The sequence below is a fragment of the Comamonas sp. Z3 genome (assembly GCF_008121565.1).
Lineage (GTDB): Bacteria > Pseudomonadota > Gammaproteobacteria > Burkholderiales > Burkholderiaceae_C > Comamonas > Comamonas brasiliensis.
In genome coordinates, this window is the sequence record NZ_VOQU01000003.1 from 550,003 (window position 1) to 563,356 (window position 13,354).

The following is a 13,354-nucleotide window of genomic DNA, read 5'->3' on the forward strand; positions in this document are numbered from 1 at the left end:
ACATATAGGCTATGGCTGCTGGGTTGCAGAATGGACAGCTGCACCCGCAATGTTGTATTTGCTAATGCGGCAATTCTGTCAAAAAAAGCTCCACAGGGTGGGCTGTGGAGCTTTGCCAGCGGGGCTGGCGCTTCAGGCTGGCACGGCACCGGCGCTCAGCACTTCGACCAGCGGTTTGCGGCTGGACGGCAGCTCGCGTTCGCGCAGGTCGTCGGGCAGGGTGGCTGCATCGGCGCGGCGGCCCACGGCAATCACGCATTCGGGCACCAGATGCTCGGGCAGCTTCAGCACCTTGCGGGCTTCGTCCGCCGAGAAGCCGCCCATGGCATGTGTAGCCAGACCCATGGCATGGGCCTGCAGCGCCAGGTAGCCCCAGGCACAGCCCGCATCGAAGCTGTGCTTGGCGGCCGAGGCCTGCTTGTCCGACAGCAGCACGATCAGCGCGCCGCCATTCAGACACCAGCGGCGGTTGGCTTCGTTGGGGATCTGCGAGAACGCCTGCCAGTTCGCGTCGTCACGCAGGGCATAGGCAAAGTGCCAGGGTTGCTTGTTGCTGGCCGAAGGCGCCCAGCGGGCGGCTTCCACCAGTTGCTCGATCTGGGCGGCGCTCAATGCTTCGGGCACAAAGGCGCGCGGCGACATGCGCTCTATGAATTGCGTGTGAACGGGGACGGTGCTGGTACGGGTGGTGCTCATGGTGATCTCTCAAAAGAAACGGGCCCGTCTGCGGTGCAGAGGCGGGCCGAAACGATAGCGCAAGCTTCGGCTCCTGTTCAGGAGCCGGGAGATCAGGACTTTTGATCCGGTTGCGTGCCGATGCCGCGCAGATGGCGTTCCATGCGGAACATCACCAGTGCCATCATCACCATCACCAGGCAGGAAATCAGCAGCGTGGCAAACGCCGTGTCCATGCCCAGAAACTCCCACTTTTCCTCATCGGGGTTGTCGCCGCGCAGCTTGGCGGCCGTGCGGTCGAACGACAGCGTGTAGTTGGTCAGCAAGGTGTTGACGATCTGCGGGGCGGACTGCTGCTGCAGCTTCTTGGCCAGGCTCTCGTTGCCCAGCACCTTCTCCAGGGCCGTGGGCAGTCCCTTGAGATAGGCCGCATAAGAGCCTTCGCCATGCTCCATCTCGGCCGCCTGGGCGCGGTCGTTGATCTCGGAGGCCAGGTTCACCGGGTCCATCAGCATTGCGTCTTCGCCCGAAGCCTCGGCCGCGGCGGCCATCGCTGCATCGGCTGCCGCGTCTGCGGCGGCGCGGGCCATGCGGTCCTCGCGGGTCAGCGAGATGCGGCGAGCCGTCCAGGCCGCGTCGACTTCGGCAGCGGCTGCGTCGGCGGCATCCTTGTCGCAGCAGGAGTTCTCACGCGCTTCGCGCATCTTGATCTGGCGGCTGACATCGTCGGCCGAGGGCAGGGCATCGCCCTTGAGCAGTGGGTGGATAGGATCCAGGCCCTGGCTGTTGTTTTCGGCTTCCACGCGCTTGCGCGCTGCCGTGTCCCTGTAGATGAAGCCGCGCAGCAGGCCGTCGGCCTTGCGGAAGTCGGGACGCAGTGCCGGGTCGGCCAGGCGTTTTTCGATGGGCACGGCATTGCCGAGGCCGCTCAGGTCGCGGCCGGTCTCCTCTTCCATGTACTTGAGGTCGTAGGGCGCATCCTTCCAGTTCAGCGCCGTCGCGCCGGTCGTGACGCCTTCGGTCTTCTTGGGCTTGTAGTGGTCCCAGATCCAGTGGCCCATGCCAAACAGCACAAAGATGGAGAAGGCCAGCAGGACAAGACGCAGAACCTGAATCAGCAAATCTTCTGCGCGGCGCAAGAGGGTCAGCATAGGCAACAAATCCTTGGAAAAAGCTTGAATGGTCTGCACTTTCAACTATGAAATTGGAAGCGCATGAATGATCGCGATTGTAGGAAACGAATCGGAAAGTCGTAATTTGTTACAGCCGGCGCGGTGGGCCTATCCCGGCTGTCTGCAGCCTGCGGGCCTGGGGCGATGCACCCAGATGCTGTAACGGAATTACGAAACCGCTGTAATGGAGTTTTGATGGATCGAGGCTGGATCATGGGTAAGACGTCGCTGGATAAATCGAAGATCAAGTTTTTGCTGCTTGAGGGCATACATCCCTCCGCGCTCAAGGTGCTGCATGACGCGGGCTATACCAATGTGGAGGCGCTGACCGGCGCGCTGGACGGCGAGGAGCTCAAGCGCAAGATCGCCGACGTGCACTTTGTCGGCATCCGCTCGCGCACCCAGCTCACGGCCGATGTGTTCGCGGCCGCGCAGAAGCTGGTCGCCGTGGGCTGCTTTTGCATAGGCACCAACCAGGTCGACCTCAATGCGGCGCGCGAGCGCGGTGTGGTGGTCTTCAACGCACCTTATTCCAACACCCGCTCCGTGGCCGAGCTGGTGCTGGGCGAAGCCATCCTGCTGCTGCGCGGCATCCCCGAAAAGAACGCCGTCTCCCACCGCGGCGGCTGGAAGAAGAGCGCAGAGAACTCCTTCGAGATTCGCGGCAAGACGCTGGGCATCGTCGGCTATGGCTCCATCGGAACCCAGCTGTCGGTGCTGGCCGAAGGCCTGGGCATGAAGGTCATCTTCCACGACGTGGTGACCAAGCTGCCGCTGGGCAATGCCCAGCAGAGCAGCGGTCTCAACGAGCTGCTGGCCCAGTCCGACATCGTCACCCTGCATGTGCCCGAGCTGGCCTCCACGAACGGCATGATGGGCGCGACCCAGATTGCCGCCATGAAGCCCGGCAGCATTCTCATCAATGCCTCGCGCGGCACGGTGGTCGATATCGAGGCCCTGGCCGAGTCGCTCAAGAGCGGCAAGCTGCTGGGCGCCGCCATCGACGTCTTCCCCAAGGAGCCCAAGAGCAACAAGGACGAATTCCTGTCGCCGCTGCGCGGCATGGACAATGTCATTCTCACGCCGCACATCGGCGGCTCCACCATGGAAGCGCAGGCCAATATCGGTCTGGAAGTGGCGGAGAAGCTGGTCAAGTACAGCGACAACGGCACCACCACCTCGGCCGTCAACTTCCCCGAAGTGGCGCTGCCCGAGCATCCTGGCAACAACCGCATCCTGCATGTGCACGAGAACCGCCCCGGCATTCTCTCGGCCATCAACCAGGTGTTTGCCGACAACGGCATCAATATCGCGGGCCAGTATCTGCGCACCGATGAGAAGGTCGGCTATGTGGTGATCGATATCGATGCCAAGTCCTCGGCGCTGGCGCTGGAGAAGCTCGCGCAGATCGCGGGCACCATCCGCTGCCGCGTGCTGTTCTGAGGCCTGGGCCGCTGAACGACAAGGGAGACTTCGGTCTCCTTTTTTCATGGCTCGGTCATCGATGCTGCCAGTCTGGGGCCGGGATGCACGCTGCGCTGGAAGATATGGTGTTTTGCGTCGCTGATGCTAGGCTTGTGCCGTCACAGACCCTCCCGCTTGCACAATGACTACACCACCCAAGAGAGAGTTCACCTTCCGTGGCGTGCTGTTGGGCGCGCTCATCACCCTGGCGTTCACCGCCGCCAACGTCTATCTGGGGCTCAAGGTCGGGCTGACCTTTGCCTCGGCGATTCCCGCCGCCGTGATCTCCATGGCCTTGCTCTATCGCTTCAAGGATTCCAACATTCTTGAAAACAATCTGGTGCAGACCCAGGCCTCGGCGGCCGGCACCTTGTCCTCGGTCATCTTCGTGCTGCCGGCCCTGCTCATGCTGGGGCTGTGGACGGGCTTCCCGTTCTGGCAGACGGCATTGATCTGTGCGGCCGGCGGTACGCTGGGCGTGCTCTACACCGTGCCCCTGCGCCGCGTGCTGGTGGTGCAGTCCGAGCTGCCCTATCCCGAGGGCGTGGCCGCTGCCGAGGTGTTGCGCGTAGGCGACGAGCAGCGCCATCTCCACGATCCGCAGAACCAGGGCAAGCCCCGCAGTTCGAGCTTGCGCGAGCTGGGCTGGGGCACGGGGCTGGCCGCGCTGTTCGGTTTTCTCAGCGGCGGTCTGCGTCTGCTCGGCGATGCCTTCAATTTCTGGATTCCCGCAGGCAGCGCGGCCTTTCGCGTGGCAGCGGGCTTCTCGCCCGCCCTGCTGGCCGCCGGCTATCTGATGGGCGCGGCTGCGGGCATTGCGGTGCTTGTGGGGCTGGCGTTGTGCTGGGGTGTGGTCGTACCCTGGCTGACGGCCCAGGCTTCTCCTGCGGCCGGCCAGGCGCTCTCCGAGCTGTCCACCCAGCTCTGGGGCAGCAAGGCCCGCTTTCTGGGGGCGGGCGTCATCGGCATCTCGGCGCTGTGGACCGTGGCCACGCTGGCCAAGCCCATTGTGCTGGCGATTCGCAACCAGCCTGCGCGCAGCGTTGCCGAGGGGGCCGGTGGCGATGAAACCGACAAGGACATGCCGCGCAGCTGGATGCTGATGATAGGAGCCGTCGCGCTGGGCGTGCTGTTCCTGGTAGTCAATGACTTCATCGCCGGGCATATGCCCGACCTGGCCGCCGGCGCGCGCTACGGACTGGCGGCCCTGTGCGTGCTGTTCGCGGCCCTGTTCGGTTTTCTGGTGGCGGCTGCCTGCGGCTATATGGCCGGTCTGGTCGGCTCTTCGGCCAGTCCCATCTCGGGCATCGGCATCATCGCCACCCTGCTGATGGGCGTGGCCCTGCTGGCGCTGCATGCCCTGGTGCCGGCCTATGCCAGTGCCGTCTCCGGACAGATGGGCATTGCGCTGGTGCTGTTCATGGTCTCGGCGGTTCTGGCCATGGCCGCCATCTCCAACGACAACCTGCAGGATCTCAAGACCGGCTACCTGGTGGGTGCCACGCCCTGGCGTCAGCAGATCGTGCTCGTCATCGGCTGTCTGGTGGGGGCGCTGGTCATACCGCCCGTGCTGGATCTGCTCTACAACGCCTACGGTTTTGCAGGCAGCATGCCGCGAGCCGGCATGGACCCGAATCAGGCCCTGGCCGCGCCGCAGGCCACGCTGATGATGCAGATTGCCAGCGGCATCTTCAAGGGCTCGCTGGACTGGAGCATGCTGGGTCTGGGCGTGGCCGTGGGCATTGCCGTCATCCTGATCGATCTGGCCTTGCGCAGGAGCGGCAAGGGCGCGCTGCCGCCGCTGGCCGTGGGTCTGGGCATCTATCTGCCGCCCACCATAGGCCTGACGCTGACCATAGGCGCGGTGCTGGGCTGGTGCATTGCCAGAGCCATCAAGGCCTATGCGCAGCGCGGCGGCAAGGACTGGACGGCAGCGGCCGAGGAGCGCGGCCTGCTGCTGGCCTCTGGCCTGATCGTGGGCGAGAGCCTGATGGGCCTGCTGATTGCGGCACTGATAGGATTCAGCGGCAAGGATGCGCCACTGGCCCTGGTGGGCGAGGGCTTTGCGCCCGCCATGTGGTTGGGCCTGGCCTATTTCGTGGGCCTGTGTGTGTTCTTTTATCACCGGGTGCTGAGCAAATGAAGACAGGAAAATTCGACGGGGAACAGACCGAATACCGCCGGGGCAACTTCGGCTTCGCGCATGAGTGGCTGCAGGAGTTCAAGACGCTGGACGAGGTGCTGCAGCGGCTGCACGCGCTGCGTGCCGCCGACCCTGCACATCGCTACCTCTGCACGCTGGACGATGTGAGTCAGTGCAGCTACACCAGCGGCCATGCGAGCCAGGATGAGCGCCTGTATCTGGATGACCCCGAGGACATGGACTGGGAGGACCCGGCGCAGGAGCAGGCCCTGACGCTGGCTTCGCTGCAGCACCGCGTGGCGCAGCTGCAGCGGCCCGAGCTGGTGCAGGACTGGGCGCAGGTCTGCGGCACGCTGCTGCTGGCGGCCGAGGATGTAGATGCCCTGCTGCTGGCCAACCGCAGTCCCGAGGTGCTGCTCGACGAGGTGGTCTATGTCCAGCGTCTGCCCGTGCCCAGCGACGAACTCATGATTGCAGGCCAGCCCAATGGCTATTTCAGCGTGGACTGGGACAGTTTTCAGAACCATGCCGTGATCCGCCATCTGGCAGCCCAATACGGCTACCGTTTCTTCGGCATGGGAGCTGCGTGGATGGGATTTGTGCGCGCCAGCTTGCCCGATGCGGCGCTGGTCGAGCGGCTGATAGAGGATTTGCGCAGACTCTATGGCCAGGGGCGGCCCGAGCTGTGCGAGCATCAGGGCTGGTCGCAGCTGGCGTCTGCGCTGCTATCGCGGCGCACGTTGATGCTGGGCTATGCCGAGAGCCTGGCCGAGGGTCTGGGGCTGGAGCCGCCTTGTGCAAGTGCGATGGAAAGCTGACAGGGTGTGATGCAGCGGCCGCGCAGCCGGCCCTGAAATGCACGGTTTCGGCAGCGCTGGTTTTATAGTGTGCCGGCTACCCCCGCGGCGCAGGCCGCTTTTTTGCAACCTAGGAGAAACCGATGGCAGGTCATTTCGAGTTGAGCAAGAGCAGCGATGGGCAGTTCCGGTTTGTGCTCAAGGCCGGCAACGGCGAGATCATTCTCACCAGCGAGCTGTACAAGACCCGGGCGGCGGCCGAGAACGGCATCGCCTCGGTACAGACCAACAGTCCGTTGGCCGAGCGCTACGAGAAAAAGACCGCCAGCAACGGCAAGGAGCATTTCAACCTCAAGGCCGCCAATCACCAGGTCATAGGCAGCAGCCAGCTCTATGCCTCGGCGGCCTCGCGCGATGCGGGCATCGAGTCCGTGAGCAAGAACGGCGCGACCACGAGCATCAAGGATCTGGCCGGCGCTTGAGACTCAGGGCCGGCCGCGCCGCGGTCGGCCATGCACCGCTTTGCCGCGCGCCGCACCAGAGTCCTTCAGGCCGCCTTGTGGCGCGCGTCCACAAACTGCTCAATGGCGCTCCAGAAGCCGTTGGCGCGGAAGATGCTCGAATGGTTGGCCTGGGCAAACGCCAGCACCTGCACTGCCTTGCCCTTGAGGCTGTGCAGCAGCGCATCGGTGCGCTCGGGCAGCACCACCTGGTCGCGTCCCGCGCGCAGCACGAGAATCGGCCCCCGGTAGTTGCGCAGATGCGCGGCAGAGTCAAACGGGTCTCGCAGCAGCAGCTCCACGGGCAGCCAGCCATACATGCCGCGCACGGTGTTGAGAACGCTGTCGAAAGGAGTGACCAGCACCAGCTGGTCCGGCTGGCGCAGATCGGCCACGGCAGCCGCCACGCCCGTGCCCAGGCTGCGACCGATCACGGTGATGGGCAGCTCGGGGTGCAGGCGCCTGACCTCGTCGAACAGGGCGGCTGCATCGAGCTCCATCAGCTCCTGCGTGGGCTCGCCCTCGCTGGCACCGTAGCCGCGGTAGGCCAGCATGTAGATATCGCTGTGCGGCAGGCTGCGCGCCAGCTGCTGGCGCCGGTGGGCAATGTTCTCGGCATTGCCGCCAAAGTAGATCACCGCATTGCGCGCCTTGCCATCCGCCGGGTGCAGCTGCCAGCCCCGCAGCAGCACATCGGCGCGCTGCAGCGAGAAATCGGTGCTCTCGGCCGCCACCTGCGTGCTGCCGCCCGGAAAAATCATCTGGCGCTGCTGCGCAAACATATAGCTGCAGATACAGATATAGACCGCCAGGCACAGGGCCAGCAGCCAGAGCAGGGGCTTGAGCAGCTTGGAGAACATGGAGCGCAAAGATATGGGGTTTGCGCCGGATTGTGCGCAGATTTGTGTGGGTTGGGTGTGCGCTTTACCTCGGCTTTATGTAAGCGGCGGTTTGAGGAATTGATAGCGGGTGGCGCTGGTGTCGTCTGTGCTTGGGCTGGTTTGGCTCGTGGTGATGCTTTAGCTGTTTTGGCGAGGCTGATTGCATGCCTGCTTTGCTTGCAGAGGGCGGGTCTCGGCCCGCCTGCCGACCGACTTTCTGCTGCCAGAAAGTCGGCAAAGAGCCAGCCCCTACTGCCCCCGTCCCTCCGGCTTCGCCTGCGGGCAACCTGCGCCGTCAAGCTCTTGGGGCTGTGCGGCAAAACTCACTGCGTGCTGGCGCACTCCGCTCAAACAGGTTGCCGCAGATTGGGTGACGATGCAGTCGCACTCTGCGGTGCAACTGCCAGCACCAAGAGCCTGCCGTCGCAGGCGTTGGCACAAGGGGCAATACCGGATGCGGGATAGCTTCTTTGGAAAATTAATAGCTGCTACCGCAATACAGATAAGCGAAAGAAGCCAATTTCGTCATAACTCTCGCAGGCCGTCCGTATCCGCTTCCACCCGTGTGTTAGCGCCTGCGGCACGCGGGTCAGGCTGCGGGCAACGCTGCCGCAGGCCAGCGTTGCATCGTGCTCTGACTTGCGGCAACCTGTTTGAGCGGCGCGCGCAGCGCAAAGTGAGTTTTGCCGCACCGCAGACAGAATGGCGTGACGCAGGTTTGCCCGGAGCGAAGTGAAACGTAGCGTAGGGACGCGGACAGTCGGGTCTGTGTTCTTTGCTCACTTTCTTGCACAAGCAAGAAAGTGAGTCGCCGGCCGGGGCGAGACCCGGCCTCTGTCGCTGGCAACAAGCAAAAGGCCGCAGGCATGTACTGCCTGCGGCCTTGAACAGTGGCGGGTGCCCGGGTTGAGAGCTTAGGCCAGCTTGGCCTTGAGCAGCTCGTTGACCTGGCCGGGGTTGGCCTTGCCCTTGGAAGCCTTCATGACCTGGCCGACCAGGGCATTGAAGGCCTTGTCCTTGCCGGCGCGGTATTGCTCGACGTTGGCGGGGTTGGCGGCGATCACCTCGTCGATGATGGCTTCCAGCGCGCCGGTGTCGTTGGACTGCTTGAGATCCTTGGCGTCGATCACGGCATCCACATCACTGCCTTCGCCGGTCCACAGGGCTTCAAACACCTGCTTGGCCGAGTTGTTGCTGATGACATTGCCGTGGATGCGGGCGATCAGGGTGCCCAGTTGTCCGGCGCTGACCTTGACCTGGTCCATGCCGATCTCTTCCATGTTCAGGCGGCGCGAGATCTCGCCCATGATCCAGTTGGACGCCAGCTTGGGCTGGCCGCAGGCCTTGGCGGCGGCTTCAAAGTAGGCGGCCATGGCCTGGCTTTGCGTCAGCGTGGTGGCGTCGTACTCGGGCAGGCCGTATTGCGCGACAAAGCGCGCGGCCATGGCGCGGGGCAGCTCGGGCATCTCGGCCTTGACCTGCTCCACCCATTCGGGCGCCACGACCAGCGGGGGCAGGTCGGGGTCGGGGAAGTAGCGGTAGTCGGCCGCGTCTTCCTTGGTGCGCATGGCGCGGGTCTCGCCCGTGTCGGGGTTGAAGAGCACGGTGGCCTGCTGGATCTGGTGGCCGTCCTCGATCTGCTCGATCTGCCAGAGGATTTCGTAATCGATGGCGATCTGCATGTTCCTGAACGAGTTCAGGTTCTTGATCTCGCGGCGGGTGCCCAGCGGCTGGCCGGGCTTGCGCACGGACACGTTGGCGTCACAGCGGAAAGAGCCTTCCTGCATGTTGCCGTCGCAGATGCCGATCCAGGTGACGATCTTGTGCAGTTCCTTGGCGTAGGCCACGGCTTCGGCGGTGGAGCGGATATCGGGCTCGGTCACGATTTCCAGCAGCGGTGTGCCGGCGCGGTTCAGGTCGATGCCGGACTGGCCGATGAACTCGTCGTGCACGGACTTGCCGGCGTCTTCCTCCAGGTGGGCGCGCACCAGGCGCACGGTCTTGAGGACGTTGTTCTTGCCTTCTTCCAGATAGAAGCTGACTTCACCGCCTTGCACCACGGGGATCTCGAACTGGGAGATCTGGTAGCCCTTGGGCAGGTCGGGGTAGAAGTAGTTCTTGCGCGCAAAAATGCTGCGCGGCGCAATCGTCGAGCCCAGCGACAGGCCGAGCTTGATCGCGCATTCCACGGCTTTTTTGTTCATCACCGGCAGCGTGCCGGGCAGGGCCAGGTCCACGGCGCAGGCCTGGGTGTTGGGCTCGGCGCCGAAGGCGGTGCTGGCACGGCTGAAGATCTTGCTGTTGGTCGCCAGCTGGGTGTGGGTCTCGAAGCCGATGACGACTTCGTAGCCATTGATTAGTTTCACAGTCATGTTCTTGCTTCAAAAAGTGGGCTGTATCCATGGCGCCGCGCATGAAACCGGCGCGGCCCGATCCAGGGACAGCGAGCAAGGGCCGCCCCGCAGCGAGGCGGTCGTCCCCCTTGAGGGGGAAGGCGCGAAGCGACTCAGGGGGTGTTTCATTTAAATGCCAACAGGGCTCTTCAGGTGGAAGTCGGTCGCTTGCTGGAAGCGGTGGGCCGCGTTCAGCAGCTTGGCTTCGCCGAAGTAGTTGCCGATCAGCTGCAGGCCCACGGGCATGCCGCCGTCGCCGAAGCCTGCGGGCAGGCTGAGACCGGGCAGGCCGGCCAGCGATGCGGGCAGGGTGAAGATGTCGGCCAGATAGTTGCTCACGGGGTCGGCCTTGCCGCCAATCGCCCAGGCCGTCGTCGGCGCGGCCGCGCCGGCGATGACGTCGCAGTCCTTGAAGGCGGCCTGGAAGTCGTCGGCGATCATGCGGCGGATCTTCTGTGCCTGCAGGTAGTAGGCGTCGTAATAGCCTTCGGACAGCACATAGGCGCCGATCATGATGCGGCGCTTGACCTCGTCGCCAAAGCCTTCGGCGCGGGTCTTTTTGTACATGTCGTTGAGGTCTTCGTACTTGGCGGCGCGGTGGCCGAACTTCACGCCGTCAAAGCGCGACAGATTGGACGAAGCCTCGGCCGGAGCCAGGATGTAGTACACGGGCACGGACAGCTCGGTGCGCGGCAGGCTCACGGGCACCAGCTTGGCGCCCAGCTTTTCGTATTCCTTGAGCGCGGCGTCCACGGCTGTGCGGACATCGTCGGACAGTCCCTCGCCAAAGAACTCGGCGGGCACGCCGATGCGCAGGCCTTCGATCGAGTCACCCAGGCGGGCAGTGAAGTCCTCGGCCGGGTAGTCCAGGCTGGTGGAGTCGCGGTCCAGATCGGGGCCGCACATCTCGGAGAGCAGCAGCGCGCAATCTTCGGCGCTGCGGCCCATGGGGCCGGCCTGGTCGAGGCTGGAGGCAAAGGCGATCATGCCGTAGCGGCTGGCGCGGCCGTAGGTGGGCTTGATGCCGGTGATGCCGCAGAACGAGGCGGGCTGGCGGATCGAGCCGCCGGTGTCGGTGCCGGTCACGGCCGGTGCCAGACGCGCGGCCACGGCGGCGGCCGAGCCGCCGGACGAGCCGCCGGGTACGCGCTCGGTGTTCCAGGGGTTGCGCACGGGCTGGGCCGCATCAAAGCCCACGGGGGGCACGGCCGAATTCTCGTTGGCGCCGCCCATGGCGAACTCGTCGCAGTTGAGCTTGCCCAGGGTGACCACGCCGGCATCGGCCAGCTTCTTCACCACGGTGGCGTCGAACGGCGACTGGTAGCCCTCCAGCATCTTGCTGGCGGCGGTGGTGGGGAAGTCCTTGGTGACGAAGATGTCCTTGTGCGCGATGGGCACGCCGGCCAGCTTGCCGCCCTTGCCTTCGGCAATCAGGGCGTCGGCAGCCTTGGCCTGGGCCAGGGTGGCGTCTTCATTGATGGCGACAAAAGCGCCCAGGTTCTGGTGCTGCTTGGCGCGGGCCAGGAAATGCTGGGCGGCTTCGGTGGCGGAGACCTGCTTGGCGCGCAGTTGCGCGGCCAGCTCGGCCACGCTCAGTTGGTGGAGTTCGGTTTGGCTCATGTTCTTGTGTGTCCCGCGCGTTTATTCGATGACCTTGGGCACGAGGAAGTAACCCTTCTCGGCTGCAGGGGCGTTCTGCATGTTGGCGTCGCGGTTATTGCCCTCCCTTACCAAATCGTCACGTAGCCGTAAGGCAACGTCCTGAATGGCTGCCACCGGATGTGACAGAGGGCTGACGCCCGAAGTATCCACAGCCTGCATTTTTTCGACGATGCCGAAAAAGTTGTTTAGTTGCGCGAGCATGCGCTCACTTTCGTCTTGCGACAGCTCAAGGCGGGCCAAGTTGGCGATGCGCGCAATGTCTTGATCGTTCAATGCCATAGAAATTATTTAACAGGGCCGCCGCGTGTAAAGCAGTGTTTCTAACCCTGACAGTAGAAGTTATTCACAGGGGATACGGTATTATCTCGGCTTTGCCGCAATACCTCCGTTCGGCTGGTCATTGTGCAAAAAATGCCCACTACCCAGACTCCATTACCTTACATCCCGGCGACGGCTAGCCGATGCGCAAGCCGTGCCTGAGAGGACCCTGAATGTTCGGAGCTTTCCGTCGGTACTTCTCCACCGACCTTGCCATTGACCTTGGCACTGCTAACACCCTGATTTTCGCCCGAGACAAGGGCATTGTTCTGGACGAACCTTCGGTGGTTGCGATCCGTCACGAAGGCGGCCCCCACGGCAAGAAGGTGATCCAGGCTGTCGGCCGCGAAGCCAAGGCCATGCTGGGCAAGGTGCCCGGCAATATCGAAGCCATCCGTCCCATGAAGGATGGCGTGATCGCCGACTTCGTGATCACCGAGCAGATGATCAAGCAGTTCATCAAGATGGTGCATCCACGCTCGGTGCTGACGCCCAGCCCCCGCATCATCATCTGCGTTCCCTGCGGCTCCACCCAGGTCGAGCGCCGCGCCATCAAGGACGCCGCCGAAGCTGCGGGTGCCACGGCCGTGTACCTGATCGAAGAACCCATGGCAGCCGGCATCGGCGCGGGCCTGCCCGTGTCCGAAGCTTCGGGCTCCATGGTGGTGGACATCGGCGGCGGCACGACCGAAGTGGGCGTGATCTCGCTGGGCGGCATGGTCTACAAGGGCTCGGTGCGCGTCGGTGGCGACAAGTTCGACGAGTCCATCATCAGCTACATCCGCCGCAACTACGGCATGCTGATCGGCGAGCCCACGGCAGAACTGATCAAGAAGCAGATCGGCTCGGCCTTCCCCGGCTCCGAAGTCAAGGAACTGGAAGTCAAGGGTCGCAACCTGTCCGAAGGCGTGCCGCGCAGCTTCACCATCTCTTCCAACGAAGTGCTGGAAGCGCTGACCGATCCGCTCAACCAGATCGTTTCCGCCGTGAAGAACGCGCTGGAGCAGACGCCTCCCGAGCTGGGTGCCGATATTGCCGAACGCGGCATGATGCTGACCGGCGGCGGCGCGCTGCTGCGCGACCTGGACCGTCTGCTGGCAGAAGAAACCGGTCTGCCCGTGCTGGTGGCCGAAGAACCGCTGACCTGCGTGGTGCGCGGCTGCGGCATGGCACTGGAGACCATGGATCGCCAGGGCAGCATCTTCACCAGCGATTAATCGCTGTGCAATGTGGTGTTTTGCGGCGCGCTGCATAGTGCGCGTACCGCAGCCACTTCCATGAACAAGGCCTGAGTCCGTGATACGCCTGCATACCGCGCTCTCTTATTGCATTCCTTCTGAATGGGAAGG

The 13,354-nt window shown here is 63.9% G+C and carries 11 protein-coding genes; 5 read left to right on the forward strand and 6 right to left on the reverse strand.

All coding sequences use genetic code 11. The annotated features are described in order from the left end of the window. Positions 1–132: 132 nt before the first annotated feature. Entirely contained in the window at positions 133–696 is a 564-nt protein-coding gene (locus FSY59_RS11010; RefSeq protein WP_148728966.1) for a nitroreductase family protein, read from the reverse strand. A 92-nt stretch (positions 697–788) separates the two neighbouring features. Further along, on the reverse strand, positions 789–1,826 hold the full coding sequence (locus tag FSY59_RS11015; RefSeq protein WP_003059487.1) for a hypothetical protein: 1,038 nt from the start codon (positions 1,824–1,826) through the stop codon (positions 789–791). A 234-nt stretch (positions 1,827–2,060) separates the two neighbouring features. On the opposite strand from FSY59_RS11015, the gene serA reads away from it, so the two are divergent. From serA to FSY59_RS11035, 4 genes are all read left to right on the forward strand, one after another. Continuing rightward, positions 2,061–3,290, forward strand: a complete 1,230-nt coding sequence (serA, locus tag FSY59_RS11020; protein WP_003059486.1) for a phosphoglycerate dehydrogenase — start codon at positions 2,061–2,063, stop codon at positions 3,288–3,290. Between the two features lie 163 nt (positions 3,291–3,453). Then, positions 3,454–5,454, forward strand: coding sequence for an OPT family oligopeptide transporter (locus tag FSY59_RS11025; RefSeq protein WP_148728967.1), 2,001 nt, complete (start codon positions 3,454–3,456; stop codon positions 5,452–5,454). After that, the gene (locus FSY59_RS11030) at positions 5,451–6,272 is read left to right on the forward strand and encodes a hypothetical protein (RefSeq protein ID WP_148728968.1); all 822 of its coding nucleotides are present in this window, start codon (positions 5,451–5,453) and stop codon (positions 6,270–6,272) included. Before FSY59_RS11025 ends, FSY59_RS11030 begins: the two co-directional genes overlap by 4 nt. Before the next feature lie 122 nt (positions 6,273–6,394). Continuing rightward, a complete protein-coding gene (locus FSY59_RS11035) occupies positions 6,395–6,733 on the forward strand; it encodes a YegP family protein (RefSeq protein WP_148728969.1) in 339 nt (112 codons plus the stop codon). 65 nt (positions 6,734–6,798) lie between these two features. Here the strand turns inward: FSY59_RS11035 and FSY59_RS11040 are convergent, their stop codons facing one another. The 4 genes from FSY59_RS11040 to gatC all read right to left on the reverse strand — a co-directional run bounded on the left by FSY59_RS11040 (position 6,799) and on the right by gatC (position 11,966). Beyond that, positions 6,799–7,611, reverse strand: coding sequence for an alpha/beta hydrolase (locus tag FSY59_RS11040; protein ID WP_043370593.1), 813 nt, complete (start codon positions 7,609–7,611; stop codon positions 6,799–6,801). A 935-nt stretch (positions 7,612–8,546) separates the two neighbouring features. Beyond that, complete coding sequence (gatB, locus tag FSY59_RS11045; protein WP_003059479.1) at positions 8,547–10,004, reverse strand: Asp-tRNA(Asn)/Glu-tRNA(Gln) amidotransferase subunit GatB; 1,458 nt, start codon at positions 10,002–10,004, stop codon at positions 8,547–8,549. 150 nt (positions 10,005–10,154) lie between these two features. Further along, on the reverse strand, positions 10,155–11,645 hold the full coding sequence (gene gatA / locus FSY59_RS11050; RefSeq protein ID WP_148728970.1) for an Asp-tRNA(Asn)/Glu-tRNA(Gln) amidotransferase subunit GatA: 1,491 nt from the start codon (positions 11,643–11,645) through the stop codon (positions 10,155–10,157). 21 nt (positions 11,646–11,666) lie between these two features. Then, positions 11,667–11,966, reverse strand: a complete 300-nt coding sequence (gene gatC, locus FSY59_RS11055) for an Asp-tRNA(Asn)/Glu-tRNA(Gln) amidotransferase subunit GatC (RefSeq protein ID WP_003059474.1) — start codon at positions 11,964–11,966, stop codon at positions 11,667–11,669. A 212-nt stretch (positions 11,967–12,178) separates the two neighbouring features. Here gatC and FSY59_RS11060 point away from each other — a divergent pair, with 212 nt between their 5' ends. Continuing rightward, positions 12,179–13,222, forward strand: coding sequence for a rod shape-determining protein (locus FSY59_RS11060; protein WP_003059473.1), 1,044 nt, complete (start codon positions 12,179–12,181; stop codon positions 13,220–13,222). The last annotated feature ends 132 nt before the right edge of the window (positions 13,223–13,354 follow it).

Bases quoted from the DNA above. Each gene is read 5' to 3' on its own strand.
- FSY59_RS11030 (WP_148728968.1), top strand. From the start codon at position 5,451: ATGAAGACAGGAAAATTCGACGGGGAACAGACCGAATACCGCCGGGGC.
- FSY59_RS11025 (WP_148728967.1), top strand. From the start codon at position 3,454: ATGACTACACCACCCAAGAGAGAGTTCACCTTCCGTGGCGTGCTGTTG.
- FSY59_RS11015 (WP_003059487.1), bottom strand. From the start codon at position 1,826: ATGCTGACCCTCTTGCGCCGCGCAGAAGATTTGCTGATTCAGGTTCTG.
- FSY59_RS11035 (WP_148728969.1), top strand. From the start codon at position 6,395: ATGGCAGGTCATTTCGAGTTGAGCAAGAGCAGCGATGGGCAGTTCCGG.
- FSY59_RS11040 (WP_043370593.1), bottom strand. From the start codon at position 7,611: ATGTTCTCCAAGCTGCTCAAGCCCCTGCTCTGGCTGCTGGCCCTGTGC.
- gatC (WP_003059474.1), bottom strand. From the start codon at position 11,966: ATGGCATTGAACGATCAAGACATTGCGCGCATCGCCAACTTGGCCCGC.
- serA (WP_003059486.1), top strand. From the start codon at position 2,061: ATGGGTAAGACGTCGCTGGATAAATCGAAGATCAAGTTTTTGCTGCTT.
- FSY59_RS11060 (WP_003059473.1), top strand. From the start codon at position 12,179: ATGTTCGGAGCTTTCCGTCGGTACTTCTCCACCGACCTTGCCATTGAC.
- FSY59_RS11010 (WP_148728966.1), bottom strand. From the start codon at position 696: ATGAGCACCACCCGTACCAGCACCGTCCCCGTTCACACGCAATTCATA.
- gatB (WP_003059479.1), bottom strand. From the start codon at position 10,004: ATGACTGTGAAACTAATCAATGGCTACGAAGTCGTCATCGGCTTCGAG.
- gatA (WP_148728970.1), bottom strand. From the start codon at position 11,645: ATGAGCCAAACCGAACTCCACCAACTGAGCGTGGCCGAGCTGGCCGCG.